This window comes from Streptomyces sp. DT2A-34, assembly GCF_030499515.1.
Classification (GTDB): domain Bacteria; phylum Actinomycetota; class Actinomycetes; order Streptomycetales; family Streptomycetaceae; genus Streptomyces.
In genome coordinates, this window is sequence record NZ_JASTWJ010000001.1 from 5,579,951 (window position 1) to 5,596,383 (window position 16,433).

Here is a 16,433-nt window from a genome sequence, read left to right on the forward strand (position 1 = left end):
TTGAGTTCGGGATCCGGAGCAGACTCCGCCCCCGCACCAGACACCTACGACTCCGTATCCGTTTCCAAGACCCGCAAGTCCTCGATGTTCAGCTCGCTGAAGGTCAGGAACTACCGTCTGTTCTTCCTCGGCCAGGTCGTCTCCAACACCGGCACCTGGACGCAGCGCATCGCCCAGGACTGGCTGGTGCTCGGCCTCACCGGCTCCGCCACCGCCGTCGGCATCACGACGGCACTGCAGTTCCTGCCGATGCTGCTCTTCGGCCTCTACGGCGGCGTCCTCGTCGACCGTCTGCCCAAGCGCCGCACGCTGCTCGTCACACAGACATCGATGGCCCTCACCGGCATCGCGCTCGCCGTCCTCACCCTGACCGGACACGTCCAGGTCTGGCACGTCTACCTCGCGGCCTTCGCCGTAGGCCTCGCCACGGTCGTCGACAACCCGGCCCGCCAGTCCTTCGTCTCCGAGATGGTCGGCCCCGACCAACTGCAGAACGCGGTCAGCCTCAACTCGGCGAACTTCCAGTCCGCCCGCCTGGTCGGCCCCGCCGTCGCCGGCCTGATGATCACCGGGGTCGGCACGGGCTGGGCGTTCCTCGCCAACGGCCTGTCCTTCGTCGCGCCCATCGCCGGACTGCTGCTGATGCGGGCGCGTGAGCTGTACGTCGTCGAGCGGGCCCCGCGTGGCAAGGGGCAGCTGCGGGAGGGGCTGCGGTATGTCGCCGGGCGCCCGGAGCTGATCTGGACCATCGCCCTCGCCGGGTTCGTCTCCACCTTCGGCTTCAACTTCCCCGTCTATCTGTCGGCCTTCGCCGACGACGTCTTCCGTGCGGGCGCCGGTTCCTACAGCCTCTTCAACACGCTGATGGCGGTGGGCTCCCTGGCGGGCGCCCTGCTCGCGGCCCGGCGCGGTACGGCCCGGATGCGGGTGCTGATCGCGGGGGCGGTGGCCTTCGGCACCATGGAGATGGTGGCCGCGCTCGCGCCCTCCCTGTGGCTGTTCGCGCTGCTCATGGTCCCCATCGGCATGCTCGGCATGACGGTGAACGTCACCGCCAACAGCAGCATCCAGATGTCCACCGACCCGAGCATGCGGGGTCGGGTGATGGCCCTGTACATGATGGTGTTCATGGGCGGCGCGCCGCTGGGCGCACCGATCGCCGGCTGGATCACGGACGCGTACGGCGTCCGGGCGGGCCTGGCGGTGGGCGGGGCGATCACGGCTGCCGCGGCTGTCACCATCGCCCTGGTCCTGGCCCGGGTCGGCGGACTGCGGCTGTCGGTGGGGTGGAATCAGGGGCACCCGTACGCCCGTTTCGTCCCCCGTGAGCGGCGGGAGGAGCAGCTGGCGACGGTGGCGTAGAAAGGGCGTCCGGGTCAGCCGCGGGGGAATTCGTCGGTCTTGAGAGTGAGGCCAAGGAGGGTGCTGGTCATGTCGACGTCCCCGCCGTACGTGATCGACGTATCGCTCATGTAGTCGCCGTCCTTGGGCTGGGTGAACAGGTGGCACTTGCCCGTGTAAGGGTCGGCGATGAGGTAGACGGGGACTTCGGCGAGGGCGTACGCGGTCTTCTTGGGGCCGTAGTCGTTCTTGGCCGTGTCCGTGGAGATGACCTCGGCGATGAACTCGACGTCCTCGTGGCGCCAGCGGTCTTCGGAGTTCTTCTGGGCGCCGTCGCGCAGCTTCGCCACGTCCGGGGCGAGACCGTTCTTGCGGCCGGGGAAGTCGATGCGGACGTCCGAGAACACTTCCGCGTGCCTGCCAAAGGCGTCCTCGATGGCCCAGATGATCGCTCGAATGGTCTTCCAGTGGATGTCCCGCTGTGGCGACATGTAGATGGTCCCCTCGACGATCTCGACCTTGTATCCCTCGGGGACGGGCATCTTCTCGAGCCGCTCGAACATGTCGTCGAGCCAGGACGTGTCGTCGCTCTGGGCCATCGCGATCCTGTCTTCAAGGACGGTCATCGTGGCGCTCCTCCCCGGCTGCCGCTCGGTCACGACAGCCGCGCAGTACAACGATACGCACGGTGACCGTGTCACGTGTGTGCATGGTCACGCTCACGGACAAGGGGGGCTAGACCCTCCGGGCCAGCACCTGCCCCGGCCAGTCGTCCTTCCCCTCGTAGGTCTCGGTGCGGACGAAGCCGTGGCTCTCGTAGTAGCGGACGAGTCCGCCGTCGTCGCCCGCGTAGCAGTCCACCCGCAGCAGCGAGACGCCCGCCCTGCGGGTCTCCTCGGCGGCGTGTGCGAGCAGGGCGCCGCCCACGCCGTGGCCCTTGAAGCGGCGGTCGGAGGCGAGCCAGTTGATGTACCGCTCGGGCTCGCCGGGCGGGGGGAGGTGGGACAGCTGGGCGCCGGGGCCGTGGGTGAGGGTGAGCGCGGCGGCCGGCACGCCGTCGATCTCGGCGATGAACACGTTGCCCTCGGCCATGTGGCGGGCAATCGACTCCGCCGTCTTCGGGTTCTCCGACAGGGGCTTCGTCCCCCACTGCCCCGTGCGGCCCTGCGCGACCAGCCACTCCACGCCGCTGTCGAGCATGGCGAGTATCGCGGGCATGTCGTCGGGTCCGCCGTCCCTGATGCTGATCTCCATCTCCTCATGGTGCCAGGCTGGATCCCATGAGACTCTTCGCCGCCGTGCTGCCACCACAGGACGTCACCAACGAACTGGCCGCCGAAGTCGCCGAGTTGAAGAAGCTGCCCGGCGCGCACGGGCTGCGCTGGACCGGTCGCCCCGGCTGGCACTTCACCCTCGCCTTCTACGGCGAGGTCGACGACGGCCTCGTACCCGACCTGTCGGCCCGCCTGGAGCGCGCCGCGCACCGTACGCCGTCCTTCCCGCTGGCGCTCAGCGGTGGCGGGCAGTTCGGGCACGGGCGGGCCCTGTGGGCGGGCGCGGAGGGGGACCTGGCGACACTGGGGCTGCTGGCGGACCGCAGTGAGGCGGCGGCGCGCAAGGCCGGGGTGCCGATGGGGGAGCACCGGCGGTACAAGGCCCATCTGACGGTGGCGCGGAGTCGGGACGCGGTGGACGTACGGCCGTATGTCACGGCCCTCCAGGCGTTCACGAGCCTCACGTGGACCGTGGACGAACTGGTGCTGGTGCGCAGCAGGCTGCCGAAGTCGGGGGTGGCGGGCGAGCAGCCCCGGTACGAGGCGGTCGCCCGCTGGCCGCTCGCAGGGGCCGGTTAGGCTCGGTGGCGTGGACCCGAAAACCCGGAACCGGATCATGGCCGGTGCGCTTGTGTTGATGTTCGTGCTGGTGGCTGTCGCGGCGGCGCTCGGAGGGTAGACCCGTCAGGTGAGTTCGATCAGCCCCAGCCGGACGGCTTCGCTGACGGTGGCGGCCCGGTTCTCGGTGCCGAGCTTGCGGTAGATCCGTACGAGGTGGGTCTTGACCGTCGACTCGGCCAGGAACAGCGCGCTCGCGATGGCCCGGTTGCTGTGTCCCCGGGCGAGGAGCCGTACGACCTCGATCTCCCGCCCGCTGAGCACCGGCCCCGGCTCGACCGCGCGCCCGACGACACGGGCGGCGGCCTCCGGCGCCAGGGCCATGCCCCCGGCCGCCGCGGCGCGGACCGCGCGGAACAGCTCGTCGGGCGGCCCCGCCTTGAGGACGTAGCCGCGGGCGCCGGCTTCCACGGCCCGCAGGACATTGGCCTGGCTGCCGTAGCTGGTGAGCACGACGACCCGGGTGTCGGCGCGGGCCCCGAGGATCCGGCGGGTCGCCTCGATGCCGTCGATGGCGTCGACGGGGTCCAGCCCGGTGACGCCGGTGCGCGGCGGGCCCGGGTCGGTGAGCCGGAGGTCCATGAGTACGACGTCGGGGCGCAGCCGGGTCACCAGGCGTACGGCGTCGGTGCCGTCGCCGGTCTCGCCGACGACGTCGAAGCCGGGTTCGCCTTCCAGCAGGGCGCGCAGACCCGCCCGTACGACGGTGTGGTCGTCGACGATCAGGATCCGCAGCGGCGGAGCCTCCGCCTCGCTCATCGGGCGCCGACCGGCACACGGTCCTCGGCCGGCAGGGCCGCCCGCACGCGGGTGCCGTGGCCGGGCGCGGTGTCGACGGTGAGTGTGCCGCCGAGGTCCCTGAGCCGCTCGCGTGCTCCGGCCAGCCCGAATCCGCGGCCGACGGCCGTCGACCCGAGGTTCGACCGCACGACGGCCGGGTCGAAGCCCACTCCGTCGTCGCGGACCTCGACGGCCGCCGTCGTCCCACCGACGTAGCTCAGGGTGACGTGTACGTGCGTGGCGCGCGCGTGTTCGCACGCGTTGGCGAGGAGGCCCTGCGTCACCCGCAGCAGGGCCACGGCCTGCTCCGTGGGCAGGGCGCGCGGGGCGTGCTCGGCGCTGAAGGAGATCCGGGGTGCCTCGGCGGCACAGCCCGTACGGGCGCTCAGCTCACGCAGCGCCGCCTCCAGGCCGTCCCGGGCGAGGACGGGCGGGGTGAGGTCGTCGATGATGCCGCGGGTCTGGGCGAGATGCTCGCCGAGCGCGTCGGTGACCACCCGCACCTGCCGCCGGGCCGCGTCCGGGCGGCGGTCCCAGTCCCGTTCGGCGGCCTGCAGGAGCATGCGGCTGCCCGCGAGTTCCTGGGCGAGGGTGTCGTGCAGGTCGCGCGCGATGCGGGCCCGTTCGGTGAGCCGCCCGGCCTCGCGTTGCCGCCGCGCCAACTCGCCCCGGGTATCGGCCAGTTCACGCGTCAGGTGCTGCTGGTTGCGGTAGAGGACGGCGGTGGCCCAGACGGCGGCGATCGGCGGGGTGAGTACATCGGGGTCGGCTCCGCCGCAGGCCCGCACGAGGACCGCCACCAGCAGTGCCGTGACGACGCCGAGCGCCACGGCGCGCAGCGTGCGGGTGGGCATCCGCACGGCCAGGACGGCAAACGGGACGGCCAGCCACGCGTAGGCGAACGTGAGCGGGGCCGGAAGGGTCCAGGCGACCCAGGACCACAGCGCCAGCAGTGTCCCGAGCCAGACCGGCCGGCCCGCGCCGCCGAGCCGGTCCCACCGGGCCGGCCCGGCGACGTACAGCAGGGCCAGCGCGGCGGTGGGCGGCGCGATGGACCAGCACAGCTCGTTGTTCAGCGCGAAGAGCCGTACGAGGGTTCCGGCGACGACGACCAGGAACACCAGATGGGGGAGGCGCCGCGCCGACATACGGGGCCGGCGTACGGCGGGAAAGGTGGCGGGCACGACGGTGGCTCCCTGGACGGGCCGAACGGAACTCGGCGATGCCGTCAGGAGTTTAAGGCGTTGCCGGTGTGACCGTCGTAAGGACCGCCGGGGAAGGAGCCGCCGTCGGCCGGGCCTCAGCGTCCCGGGTGGAGGCCCAGCCAGCCCGGCGACGGGTCGCCCTTCACTTCGCCGAAGTACAGCGCGAAGGTCTGCTTCAGCCGCTCGATCGCGGCGCGGTCCTCCATGAACTTCGGGAAGCCGTCCACGTGGGCGTCCGGGTTCTCCCACACCGGCTTCAGGCCAGGGGACGGGGTGATGTCCGTGCGCACCGACCAGCCGTTGGAGCTGGCCTTCTGGCGCTCCTCGGACAGCACCCAGTTCAGGTACAGCTTGGCCGCCGTCGGGTTGGCGGCCTGCTTCAGGATCGCGGCCCGCTGCCCCCACGCCATGAAGGGGTGCCCCTCGGACACGACCCACTTCGTGGCGGTCGACGTGGAGACCGAGCTGCCTCCCCCGCCGACCCCGATGACCTTCTGCTTGCCGTTGACCGCGAGACCCGGCGTGTGCGAGCCACGGGCGAACTGCGGCTGCTGCGCGGCGAACTTCGCCACCCAGTCCCAGCCGTACGTCCGCTGGTAGAGGGAGAAGAGGTAGAGCACCGCGTCGTCGTCGTGCGGGTAGGAGGAGGCGATCTGGCCCTTCCAGCGCGGGTCGACGAGGTCCAGGGGGGACTTCGGCGCATTGTCGCCGGCCGCCTGGATGTCGTACATGAAGCTGAAGCCGATGACCATCAACGCGGTCCACGCGCCGTCGGGGTCCTTGAACCCCTTGTGGACCTTGGAGAACCCAGCGGGCTTGTAGGGCAGCAACTTGCCCTCCCGCTTCCAGCGGGTGAAGTCCTGGAGCGTCTGGAGCTGTACGACGTCGGGGACCAGGCTGCCGGTCGCGAGCTGGTTGTCGACGCGGACGTCGTGGTACTTGCTGTAGTCGACGGCGACCGTCAGGTCGATGTCGGGGAAACGGGCCCCGAAGTCGGCCCGCACCCTGGCCGCCTGGCTGTCGACGTCCCCGCCCTGGTACAGGACGAGCTTGCCGCCCTCGGCGACCGCGGCCTGGTACAGCTCGTCGAGCGAGCGGGTCTCCTCGCGGGGGCCCGACCAAGCGGCGTCGGCGGTGCCGCCCTGCGAGGTGGGCGTGGCGGCCATCGCGGTGGTCGCCGAGACCGCGGCGGCCCCGCCGAGCGCGACACCGGCTCCCGTGGCGAGCAGTCGGCGCCTGCTGAAGTCCCTGGACATGTGGGGGGTCCTCCCTGCCTGTTGCGCCGCCGCATCCCATACGCGGCGGCGCGGCAAGTCTGCCTACGGGAGGGGGTGCTCCGCATCGTCCGCCCGCTGTCTTCTTGTTCAACCGTTCGATGGAACGGCGTCATGGGCGAGCAGGCGTCACCAGGCGAAGGCCTCCGGGGACGGCCCGGGACCCGGGCTGTGCTTTCCCGGGGGACAACCCCCGGACCCCCGGCAGATCACCAGGCGAAGGCCTCCGGAGAAGGCCCCGGCCCCGGGAAGATCTCCTCCAGCCCCGCCAGCAGTCCTTCGCTCAGCTCCAGTTCGGCCGCCCGCAGCGCGGACTTCAGCTGCCCGGCGGTGCGCGGGCCGACGATCGGGCCGGTCACGCCGGGGCGGGTGAGCAGCCAGGCCAGGGCGGCCTCGCCGGGCTCCAGGCCGTGCTTGTCGAGCAGGTCCTCGTACGCCTGGATCTTCGCGCGTACGGCCGGGTCGGCGAGGACCTCGGCGGCTCGACCGGAGGTGCGCCGTGCGCCCTCGACCTCCTTCTTGATGACGCCGCCGAGCAGTCCGCCGTGCAGCGGCGACCACGGGATGACGCCGAGGCCGTAGTCCTGCGCTGCCGGGATGATCTCCATCTCGGCGCGGCGCTCGAAGAGGTTGTAGAGGCACTGCTCGCTGACGAGGCCGATGGTGCCGCCGCGCCGGGCGGCGATCTCGTTGGCCTGGGCGATCTTGTACCCGGGGAAGTTGGACGAGCCGACGTACAGGATCTTGCCCTGCTGGACGAGGACGTCGATCGCCTGCCAGATCTCCTCGAAGGGGGTGGCGCGGTCGATGTGGTGGAACTGGTAGACGTCGATGTAGTCGGTCCGCAGCCGCTTGAGCGAGGCGTCCACGGCGCGCCGGATGTTCACCGCCGACAGTTTGTCGTGGTTGGGCCACGCCTCGCCGTCCGCGGCCATGTTGGCGTACACCTTGGTGGCGAGGACGACCTTGTCGCGCCGCTCGCCGCCCTTCGCGAACCAGTTGCCGATGATGCTTTCGGTACGGCCCTTGTTCTCGCCCCAGCCGTACACGTTCGCCGTGTCGAAGAAGTTGATGCCCGCGTCCAGCGCCGCGTCCATGATCGCGTGACTGTCCGCTTCGTCGGTCTGCGGACCGAAGTTCATGGTGCCGAGGACGAGTCGGCTGACCTTGAGTCCCGTGCGTCCGAGTTGCGTGTACTTCATGACCACTCAGCCAACGTCTTGGAGTGCGCTCTATGCAAGCGAGCTTGACGCTAACCAATGGTTAGTGCTTTCCTTTGGTTAGCACTAGCTTGAACTTTCAATTTTCTTGGGAAGAGAGCGTCGTGACCCCCACTGCCACCCCCGCCCGCAGGGCCCTCGTCGCCGTACTCGCCTCGGCCGGCCTGCTCGCCGCCGCCGCTGTGCCGGCTGTCGCCTCCGGGTCCGCTTCCACCGCGTCCGCCCCGTCCTTCTCCGGTCACGCGGACTCCATGCTGCGCCTCGGCTACCAGAAGGCCGTCGCCGTCCGCGTCCTCAAGGGCGTGTTCGAGCAGGGCGACACCGAGGTCGTGGACCGGTTCGTGCGGTCGGATTACATCCAGCACAACCCGCTCGCGCCGGACGGCGCCGAGGCGCTGAAGAACCTGGGCACGTCCGTCCATCAGCAGTTCCCGGACGCCCGGTACGACGTCAAGCGGGTCATCTCCGAGGGCGACCTCGTGCTGGTCCACTCCAACGTGGTCCTGGCGCCGGGTACGCGCGGCCAGGCCGTGTTCGACATCTTCCGCTTCCAGGGCGGGAAGATCGCCGAGCACTGGGACGTGGGGCAGAACGTGCCGGAGGGCTCCGCCAACGGCAACGACATGTTCTCCACGGTGAGTCGGCCGCGGACCGAGCAGCCGGGGCCGGCCTGGCTAACGGCGTACAACAAGGAGCTGGTCACCCAGGCCTTCGACCAACTCCTCGTCCGCAAGGACCTGTCCGCCGTCGACCGGTACTGGGGTTCCGAGTATCACCAGCACAACCCGACGATCGCCGACGGGGTGGAGGGCGTGAAGGCAGGGCTGGGCGGTTACTTCGAGGCGTTCCCGCAGCTGACGGTCGCTCCGAAGCGGGTGATCGCCGAGGGTGACCTGGTGGCGGTGCACAGCCACTATGTGAACGCGCCGGGTGAGCGGGGCATGGCGGTCGTCGATCTCTTCCGGGTGCGGAACGGGAAGATCGTCGAGCACTGGGACGTGCTGCAGGACGTGCCGGAGACTTCGGCGAACGACAACGGGATGTTCTAGAAGAGGGCATGCGAAGGGCATGGGGTGCGGGGCGGCCGTCGAGGCCGCCCCGCACCCCATGCCGCGCCTGGTCCGTTTCGGATCAGTCGTGGATGGTCACGCAGGCCTTGCCGCGCGGGTAGTTGGACCAGCTGGCGCACGCCTTGGTGCCGTCCTTGAAGGACTTGTTGACCGTGATGGGGCCCCAGGAGAAGCTCCGGGCCTTGCAGATCTTGCCGCTGGTCTTCTTCCAGGAGCCGATGGTGATGGTGGCCTTGCCGCAGTCGTCGGCGTGGTTCTTGGTGAGGGTGGTCTTGACTGTCTTCACCTTGAGCTTGGTGCCCGTGACGTATATGCACTTGGATCCGCTGCTGCCCGCATTTCCGGTGCAGCCGCTGCCGGAGGCGTATGCGGGCGGTGACATGGCCAGGGCTCCGATCAGACAGGCCCCGGCCATGATTGCGGTACGCGTGCGATTGAGCACGTCAACTCCCCGTTGTTGTCATTGTGTTGCTCGGTCGGAGTCGACGCTATTGATGGGTGATCTTTCCCGGCAAGTTGTTATCGCCGCTTTTCACTGTCGCTGCACAATGTGTTGAGTACGGGCGGCGTTCCGTCGAGATACCAGCGCTTTTCCGTTTCGACCACCTGCCAGGCCGTGCAGGTGCCGGGGCCGTCGACCACGAGGAAGGTGGCGTCCGCGGACTTTTTGACAGATCCTCGGGAATTCTTTGCGGCCGTTTTGCCGAGGCGATTCAGATAGCTCGCCGCGTAGTCGTCGGCAATGCTGTCCTCGGTGAAGAGCAGCTGGAATTCATCCGCGTCCTGGGTGTGCAATGCCGTGATCGTGTGCTCTTCGAGGGCATTCAGGCTCGGTGCTCCACCGGGGGGCTCGTTGTTAATGCTGACGACAATGGTGGTGAGCCATCCCACGAGCAGTGCCCCACCGACCCAAATGCCCAAGCGGCCCTTCCTCATTGGCTGCACCTGCTCTCCGCGTCTCGCTTCTCTGATCAACGTGAGGGAAGCGTAGCTCGGACGATGAGCTGCTCTTCGGCCCGCCGGTCGGGCTGGCCTTCAGGGGGGCGCGTGGAGAGGGACGCCAGTCGCCCGCACAGTGACGTCGGTGTCCCTCGCCACCGGGACCATCCGCGCCAAGGACACGGCCGCCGACTGGGTCCGCCCCAGGCTCCCCGCCGAGCACCGGCCGGTCCTCGCCCGCGCCCGCGCCGTCTACCTCGGGGACAGGGATGAGCGCTGGGACGACGACCTGCTACCCGGCGCCCGCCCCTGCGCCGACTTCCTCGCCGCGGCCATCGACCGTCAGAGGGCCTCGTACGGCCTGCCCAACCCCCACGCCTGATACATCGCGTCCGCGAACGCCTCCGCGATCTTGTGCTCGCCGCTCGCGTTCGGGTGGGTGCCGTCGTAGGTGTCGAGGTGGATGTCGTACGACGGGGGAGGGGACGCCAGGAGCAGGGGTGAGCGTGGTTCGTCCAGGTCTGCCACCGCCTTGGCCAGCAGTTCGTTGAAGCGGGTGACCTCGGCGGCGAAGGGGACGTCCGCGGTGGCGCGGACGTTGGGGATCACCGGCAGCACGGCCATCCGCACCTTCGGGTTCGCCGCTCTTGCCGCCGCCACGAACCCCCGTACGTTCTCCGCGGTCTGCTCCGCGTTCGTGTAGAAGCCCAGGTCGATCAGGCCCAGGGAGACCAGGAGGACGTCCGCCCGGTACGACCGCACCGCCTCGCCGATCAGCGGGGCCATGTGCAGCCAGCCCTCGCCCCAGCCGGCGAGGTGGGCGCGGGGGAAGTCGGGGTCGGCGTACTCGTACGACGTCGGCGCGTCCGTCGCCTTGTCGTACAGCGTCTCGCGCGGGCCGACGAGGGCGAAGGGGCCGCCGTACGTCTCACGCAGGTGCTGCCACATGCGGTAGCGCCACGTGTGTTCGCCGGCGCTGCCGATGGTCTGGGAGTCGCCGACGGGCATGAACCTGAGCATCCGCTCATGATGGTCGATCGCTACCTGTCGGTAGGGGGAGGCGGGGTGTGAAGCCTGACACTCCCGAGCGGTTCACCCCGCTGCCGACCCGGACTCCGAATCACCGGGCCGGATGGCAGGCTTGGGGACATGCGCCGACCGATCGCCCTACTCGCCGGACTCCTGATCGCGGGCGCGTGCGCCCTGCCCGCCTCCGCCGCCGACGGCGACGAGGACTTCACGATCAAGGACCCGCGCATCACGGAGTCCAGCGGCCTCGCCGCCTCCCGTCAGCACCCGGGCATCTACTGGACGCACAACGACCAGGACAAGGGCGCCTACCTCTACGCCGTCGACAGCGGCACCGGCGAGACCGTCGCGACGATCACCATGACCGGCGTGGGCACCCCGCGCGACGTGGAGGCGATCTCCATGGGGCCGGACAACGAGATCTACGTCGGCGACATCGGCGACAACGACGGTGTGGAGTGGCCCTATGTGTGGGTCTACCGGCTGCCCGAGCCGAAGACGCTCAAGGACCAGACGATCCGTGCCACGCAGTACGTGGTGAAGTACTCCGACGGGCCGCGCGACGCCGAGTCCCTCGTCGTGCACCCCAAGACCGGACGCGTCTACATCATCGACAAGCAGGAGGACCGCGGGCACCTGTACGAGGCGCCGGCCAAGCTCTCCGCCACCGGCACGAACGTCTTCAAGCCCATCACCCCGGTCGACCTGTGGGCCACCGACGCCGCCTTCTCCCCGGACGGCGAAACCCTCGCCGTACGCGGCTACTTCGGCGGCATCGCCTACGACTGGAACGGCGGCAGGCTCAAGCGGCTGGAGCGCATCAGCGTGCCGCTGGGCCAGGGGGAGTCCGTCTCCTACTCCACCGACGGCACGAAGATCATGCTCGGCAGCGAGGGAGCCAACAGCAGCGTCGTGGCGAAGGACGCCCCCGGGGACGCCGGGTCCGCCGACTCCTCGTCCGGCGGCGGGAGTTCGGCCTCCGGGGACGGCGACGGCGACAGCGGCAGGACCGGCGACCTCAAGGTCGGCGCCGTCGCCGTACTCGTCGCCTGCGTCGTCGTCCTCGGGTTCCGGCGGCTGGTGCGCCACAGGTGAGCGTGAGCGGTCAGGGCGCCGGGGGTGAGGGCTCTTCGCGCCGGGCGACGAAGACCTCGAGTCCGTCCAGGATCCGTTGCAGCCCGAACTCGAAGTGGTCGAAGTCGGGGTTCCAGGTGTTCTCGTCGAGGGAGGCGAGGAGGGGGTAGCGGCCGGAGGCCATGATCTTCTCCAGCATCGGCGCCTGGGCCTGCCAGAACTCCCCGTCCGTCAGGCCCGTCCGGCGCTCCGCCTCCTGGTGGTACAGCTGGGTGCGCGCGGCCCCGACGACGTACCCGTCGATCATGATGATCGCCGAGACCAGCTCGCGGTCGGTCAGGCCCATCGGCTTGATGCGGTCGAGCACCTTCTCCATGCCGTCCAGGGCGCGCGGGCCGAGGATCGGGCGGGACTGGTTGACCTGGAGCAGCCAGGGGTGGCGGCGGTAGAGGTCGAGGGTCGCGCGGCCCATCGCCTCCAGAGCCGAGCGCCAGCTGCCGTCGCCGAGGTCGGCCGGGTTCTCGGAGGGGCGCTGGACGCGGTCCAGCATCAGGTCGAGCAGCTCTGCCTTGCCGGGGACGTACCGGTACAGCGACATCGCGCCGGTGCCCAGCTCGGCGGCGACCCGGCGCATGGACACCGACTCCAGGCCCTCGGCGTCCGCGACCCGGACGGCCGCTTCCACGATCTGGTCCAGGGTGAGGGTCGGCTTGGGCCCGCGGCTCGGGCGCCGGCCCGTCTCCCACAGCAGTTCCAGCGTGCGCACGATGTCGCCGCTGCCGCTGGTCTCCGTGCTGCCGGTACCGCTGGTGCTGCCCTTGCCGCTCGTCATGCGATTCAGCTTAAGACCTTCCAAAAAAACTGAGTACGGCGTACGCGCAATCGGGTACGGTGTACTCAGTTAACGAAAGGGGGTCCCCATGGGTGAGGGAAGCGAGGGGAACGACGGATACGCGGTCCGGGCCGAGGGTCTGGAGAAGCGCTACGGCGAGAAGCGCGCCCTCGGCGGCTTCGACCTGGCCGTCCGCGCGGGCACGGTGCACGGCCTGCTCGGCCCGAACGGCGCCGGCAAGACCACCGCCGTACGCATCCTGTCCACGCTGATCAGGCTGGACGGCGGCCGGGCGACGGTGGCCGGTCTCGACGTGGCCCGGCAGCCGCGCGAGGTGCGGGCGCGCATCGGGCTCACCGGGCAGTACGCGGCCGTGGACGAGGTGCTCACCGGCCGGCAGAACCTGGAGATGTTCGGCCGCCTCTTCCACCTGGGCGGCAAGCGGGCGAAGGTGCGCGCCGCGGAGCTCCTGGAGCAGTTCGACCTGGCCGACGCCGCCGACAAGGGCGTCGGCAAGTACAGCGGCGGTATGCGGCGCCGCCTCGACCTCGCCGCCTCGATGATCCTCGCCCCGGCCGTCCTCTTCCTCGACGAGCCGACGACGGGACTCGACCCCCGTAGCCGGGGCGAAGTATGGGAGTCCGTACGGGCGTTGGTGGCGGGCGGTACGACCGTGCTGCTGACCACGCAGTACCTGGAGGAGGCCGACAAGCTGGCCTCGCGCATCACCGTCATCGACCAGGGCCGCGCCATCGCCGACGACACCCCGGACGGGCTGAAGAACCTCGTCGGCGGCGACCGCATCGAGGTCGTCGTCGCCGAGCCGTCCGACATCCCGCGCGTGGTGAAGGTGGTCGCCCGTGTCTCGGACGGCGAACCCGAGACGGAGGAGGGCGAGTCGCGGGTGCACGCGCCCGTGGTCGACCGGGTGTCCGCGCTGACCGAGGTCGCGCGGACGCTGCAGGACGAGGGCGTCCAGGTCGAGGACATCGGGCTGCGCAGGCCGAGCCTCGACGACGTCTTCCTGCGCCTGACCGGACACCGCACCGAGAAGACCGACAAGACCGAGAAGGGGGCCGTCGCATGACCGCCGTAGACCTGACCGTCCCGGCCACCCGCGGCCGCCTGTACTGGACCCTCGCCGACGTCTGGAACATCGTCCGCCGCGGCCTGACCCACTACCAGCGCCAACCGGTCAACATCGCCTGGCAGTTGGGCTTCCCGATCCTGTCCGTGCTGCTCTACGGCTATGTCTTCGGCAGCGCGATGAAGGTGCCCGGCGGCGGGGACTACAAGGACTTCCTGATGCCGGGCATGTTCGTGATGACGATGGCGTTCGGCTTCATCAACACCGCCACGCTCGTCGTCTACGACTCCACGAAGGGTGTCATCGACCGTTTCCGCTCCATGCCGATGGCCTCCTCCGCGGTGGTCGCCGGACGCGGGATCACCGATCTGCTCACCGCCTGCGCGGAGTTGGCGATCATGATGCTGACGGCCTTCGCGATGGGCTGGCGCCCGGACGGCGGCCTCGGCTTCCTGGGCGCCTTCGGGCTGCTGCTGTGGCTGCGGTTCGCGCTGATCTGGATCGGGGTGTGGCTGGGCCTGCTGGTCCCCAACCCGGAGGCCGCGGGCGGTCTGTTCGCCGTCGCCTTCCCGCTCACGATGATCTCCAGCATCTTCGTCGCGCCGCAGCTGATGCCCGACTGGCTCGGCTGGGTGGCGGCCTGGAACCCGATCTCCTCCACGGCCGCGGCCACTCGTGAGCTGTTCGGGGTGCCGGGCGCGGCTGTGGCCGGGGACTCCTGGGTCGAGCAGCACGCGCTGCTGATGGCGGGGGTGTGGCCGGTGATCCTGACGGCGATCTTCCTGCCGCTCGCGGTGCGCAGGTTCCAGAAACTGAGCCGGTGACGCCCTAGGCCCTGTCGTCAAATTCCCGCCTGCCGCGCGACGCCATGCACGCTCCCCCAGAGGGGGCACCCCCACTCGCCGCACCGCGCGAAAGCCCAAGTAGCTCCGCTACGAGGGCTTCCGCGCGGCACGCCGAGAGCACGCACCTGACGCCGCGCGGCCCGCCCTTCGGGCGGACGACGGGAATTTGACGACAGGCCCTAGTCCTTGACGTGTCCAAGTGACCTGACTTCCATGGGAGGTGCGGGATGTGGGAGCGCTCCCACCGGTTCCGGCCCGCGCCTCCCGAGAGGAAGCAGCGACATGTTCCGCAGCTTGCGAAGAGCGCTGTGTGCCGCCGCGGCGGCGCTTCTGTTACCGCTGGGGGCCGGTGCGCAGACCGCCCACGCGGCGGAGCCCGGCGCCGTACCGGCCGCCGAGGCCGGCGCCGGATACTGGCACACCAGCGGCCGGCAGATCCTGGACGCGGCCGGGCAGCCGGTCCGTATCGCCGGGATCAACTGGTTCGGCTTCGAGACAGGCAACCACGTCGTCCACGGCCTGTGGGCCCGCGACTACAAGAGCATGCTCGACCAGATGCGATCGCTGGGCTACAACACCCTCCGCCTGCCCTTCAGCGACGACATCCTCAAGGCCGGCACCATGCCGGACAGCATCAACTTCGCCGACGGCAAGAACGCCGATCTGCAAGGGCTGACGTCGTTGCAGGTGATGGACAAGATCGTGGCGTACGCCGGTCAGGCCGGCCTGAAGATCGTCCTGGACCGGCACCGACCGGACGCGGGCGGGCAGTCGGCGCTCTGGTACACGAGCGCGGTGCCGGAATCGAGGTGGATCGCCAACCTCAAGGCACTGGCGCAGCGCTACAAAGGCGACAGCACCGTCATCGGCATCGACCTGCACAACGAGCCGCACGACCCCGCCTGTTGGGGCTGCGGCGACACGACCCGCGACTGGCGCCTCGCCGCGCAACGGGCCGGGAACGCCGTCCTGTCCGTCAACCCCGAGCTGCTGATCATGGTCGAGGGCGTCCAGTCGTACGACGGCGTCAACGGCTGGTGGGGCGGCAACCTCATGGGCGTGGCCCAGTACCCGGTCCAGCTCGACGTCCCGAACCGGCTCGTGTACTCGGCCCACGACTACGCCACCAGCGTGGCCCAGCAGCCCTGGTTCAGCGACCCGGCCTTCCCGGACAACATGCCGGGCGTCTGGGACAGGTACTGGGGCTACATCTTCAAGCAGAACATCGCCCCCGTGTGGCTCGGCGAGTTCGGTACGACGCTCCAGTCGACGGTGGACCAGAAGTGGCTGGCCGCGCTGGTGACGTATCTGCGGTCGACGTCGGCGTACGGGGCGGACTCGTTCCACTGGACGTTCTGGTCCTGGAACCCCAACTCCGGTGACACGGGCGGGATCCTGAAGGACGACTGGTCGACCGTGGACACCGTGAAGGACGGGTATCTGGCGGGCATCAAGGCACCGGGATTTCCGGGGAGCGGAGGCGGGGGTGATCCCGACCCGGGCGGGGGCACGGCCACCTGCAGCGCCGCCTACACCGTCAGCAGCGACTGGGGCGGCGGCTTCAATGCCGAGGTGAAGGTCACCAACACGGGGACCACGCCGCTCGCCTCCTGGAAGGTGACCTGGACCTGGAGCGGGTCCCAGCAGGTCACGTCCATGTGGAACGCGTCGTACACCCAGACCGGGTCCACGGTCACGGCGACCGACGCGGGTCACAACGGGGCGGTCGCGGCGGGAGGTTCGGCGAGATTCGGGTTCGGGGGCGCGCCTGGGGGTGGTGGGGTGCCGGTCGTGAGCTGCGTGGGGACGTGAGAGAAGCGACGTGGGAGAAGGCGCCCGGTGTGC

General features: G+C 70.0%; 18 protein-coding genes. 8 read left to right on the top strand and 10 right to left on the bottom strand.

The window, feature by feature from the left end:
• On the top strand, positions 1-1,362 hold the full coding sequence (locus QQM39_RS24925; protein WP_301999754.1) for an MFS transporter: 1,362 nt from the start codon (positions 1-3) through the stop codon (positions 1,360-1,362).
• Positions 1,363-1,376: 14 nt separating this feature from the next.
• Here QQM39_RS24925 and QQM39_RS24930 read toward each other — a convergent pair whose 3' ends face one another.
• Together QQM39_RS24930 and QQM39_RS24935 are read right to left on the bottom strand one after the other, a co-directional pair.
• Positions 1,377-1,967 carry a Uma2 family endonuclease gene (locus QQM39_RS24930; RefSeq protein ID WP_301999755.1) on the bottom strand — a complete coding sequence of 197 codons (591 nt, stop codon included), beginning with the start codon at positions 1,965-1,967 and terminating at the stop codon, positions 1,377-1,379.
• 109 nt (positions 1,968-2,076) lie between these two features.
• Positions 2,077-2,595, bottom strand: coding sequence for a GNAT family N-acetyltransferase (locus QQM39_RS24935; protein WP_301999756.1), 519 nt, complete (start codon positions 2,593-2,595; stop codon positions 2,077-2,079).
• A gap of 26 nt (positions 2,596-2,621) precedes the next feature.
• On the opposite strand from QQM39_RS24935, the gene thpR reads away from it, so the two are divergent.
• On the top strand, positions 2,622-3,194 hold the full coding sequence (gene thpR / locus QQM39_RS24940; RefSeq protein ID WP_301999757.1) for an RNA 2',3'-cyclic phosphodiesterase: 573 nt from the start codon (positions 2,622-2,624) through the stop codon (positions 3,192-3,194).
• Positions 3,195-3,299: 105 nt separating this feature from the next.
• Here thpR and QQM39_RS24945 read toward each other — a convergent pair whose 3' ends face one another.
• The 4 genes from QQM39_RS24945 to QQM39_RS24960 form a co-directional block, all read right to left on the bottom strand.
• Positions 3,300-3,992, bottom strand: a complete 693-nt coding sequence (locus QQM39_RS24945; RefSeq protein ID WP_301999758.1) for a response regulator transcription factor — start codon at positions 3,990-3,992, stop codon at positions 3,300-3,302.
• Positions 3,989-5,197 carry a sensor histidine kinase gene (locus tag QQM39_RS24950; RefSeq protein WP_301999759.1) on the bottom strand — a complete coding sequence of 403 codons (1,209 nt, stop codon included), beginning with the start codon at positions 5,195-5,197 and terminating at the stop codon, positions 3,989-3,991. The genes QQM39_RS24945 and QQM39_RS24950 overlap by 4 nt, the downstream gene beginning before the upstream one ends.
• Before the next feature lie 116 nt (positions 5,198-5,313).
• Positions 5,314-6,474 carry an ABC transporter substrate-binding protein gene (locus QQM39_RS24955; RefSeq protein WP_301999760.1) on the bottom strand — a complete coding sequence of 387 codons (1,161 nt, stop codon included), beginning with the start codon at positions 6,472-6,474 and terminating at the stop codon, positions 5,314-5,316.
• Positions 6,475-6,701: 227 nt separating this feature from the next.
• The gene (locus QQM39_RS24960; RefSeq protein ID WP_301999761.1) at positions 6,702-7,694 is read right to left on the bottom strand and encodes an aldo/keto reductase; all 993 of its coding nucleotides are present in this window, start codon (positions 7,692-7,694) and stop codon (positions 6,702-6,704) included.
• Between the two features lie 122 nt (positions 7,695-7,816).
• Here QQM39_RS24960 and QQM39_RS24965 point away from each other — a divergent pair, with 122 nt between their 5' ends.
• Entirely contained in the window at positions 7,817-8,761 is a 945-nt protein-coding gene (locus QQM39_RS24965; protein WP_301999762.1) for a nuclear transport factor 2 family protein, read from the top strand.
• Between the two features lie 82 nt (positions 8,762-8,843).
• Here the strand turns inward: QQM39_RS24965 and QQM39_RS24970 are convergent, their stop codons facing one another.
• Together QQM39_RS24970 and QQM39_RS24975 are read right to left on the bottom strand one after the other, a co-directional pair.
• Positions 8,844-9,224, bottom strand: coding sequence for a hypothetical protein (locus QQM39_RS24970; RefSeq protein ID WP_301999763.1), 381 nt, complete (start codon positions 9,222-9,224; stop codon positions 8,844-8,846).
• A 77-nt stretch (positions 9,225-9,301) separates the two neighbouring features.
• Positions 9,302-9,703, bottom strand: a complete 402-nt coding sequence (locus tag QQM39_RS24975) for a hypothetical protein (RefSeq protein WP_301999764.1) — start codon at positions 9,701-9,703, stop codon at positions 9,302-9,304.
• A gap of 163 nt (positions 9,704-9,866) precedes the next feature.
• Between QQM39_RS24975 and QQM39_RS24980 the strand changes: the two genes are divergently transcribed.
• On the top strand, positions 9,867-10,103 hold the full coding sequence (locus QQM39_RS24980) for an aminoglycoside adenylyltransferase domain-containing protein (RefSeq protein WP_367669065.1): 237 nt from the start codon (positions 9,867-9,869) through the stop codon (positions 10,101-10,103).
• Here the strand turns inward: QQM39_RS24980 and QQM39_RS24985 are convergent.
• Positions 10,064-10,741: an SGNH/GDSL hydrolase family protein gene (locus tag QQM39_RS24985; RefSeq protein ID WP_301999765.1), complete on the bottom strand. Its 678-nt coding sequence runs from the start codon at positions 10,739-10,741 to the stop codon at positions 10,064-10,066. The genes QQM39_RS24980 and QQM39_RS24985 overlap by 40 nt on opposite strands.
• A 129-nt stretch (positions 10,742-10,870) precedes the next feature.
• Between QQM39_RS24985 and QQM39_RS24990 the strand changes: the two genes are divergently transcribed.
• Positions 10,871-11,845, top strand: a complete 975-nt coding sequence (locus tag QQM39_RS24990; protein ID WP_301999766.1) for a WD40 repeat domain-containing protein — start codon at positions 10,871-10,873, stop codon at positions 11,843-11,845.
• 10 nt (positions 11,846-11,855) lie between these two features.
• Here QQM39_RS24990 and QQM39_RS24995 read toward each other — a convergent pair whose 3' ends face one another.
• Positions 11,856-12,656: a TetR/AcrR family transcriptional regulator gene (locus QQM39_RS24995; RefSeq protein ID WP_301999767.1), complete on the bottom strand. Its 801-nt coding sequence runs from the start codon at positions 12,654-12,656 to the stop codon at positions 11,856-11,858.
• An 88-nt stretch (positions 12,657-12,744) separates the two neighbouring features.
• Between QQM39_RS24995 and QQM39_RS25000 the strand changes: the two genes are divergently transcribed.
• The 3 genes from QQM39_RS25000 (at position 12,745) to QQM39_RS25010 (ending at position 16,400) form a co-directional block, all read left to right on the top strand.
• The gene (locus tag QQM39_RS25000) at positions 12,745-13,743 is read left to right on the top strand and encodes an ATP-binding cassette domain-containing protein (RefSeq protein ID WP_301999768.1); all 999 of its coding nucleotides are present in this window, start codon (positions 12,745-12,747) and stop codon (positions 13,741-13,743) included.
• Entirely contained in the window at positions 13,740-14,567 is an 828-nt protein-coding gene (locus QQM39_RS25005) for an ABC transporter permease (protein WP_301999769.1), read from the top strand. Before QQM39_RS25000 ends, QQM39_RS25005 begins: the two co-directional genes overlap by 4 nt.
• Positions 14,568-14,870: 303 nt before the next feature.
• Positions 14,871-16,400, top strand: a complete 1,530-nt coding sequence (locus QQM39_RS25010; protein WP_301999770.1) for a cellulase family glycosylhydrolase — start codon at positions 14,871-14,873, stop codon at positions 16,398-16,400.
• Positions 16,401-16,433 lie beyond the last annotated feature (33 nt).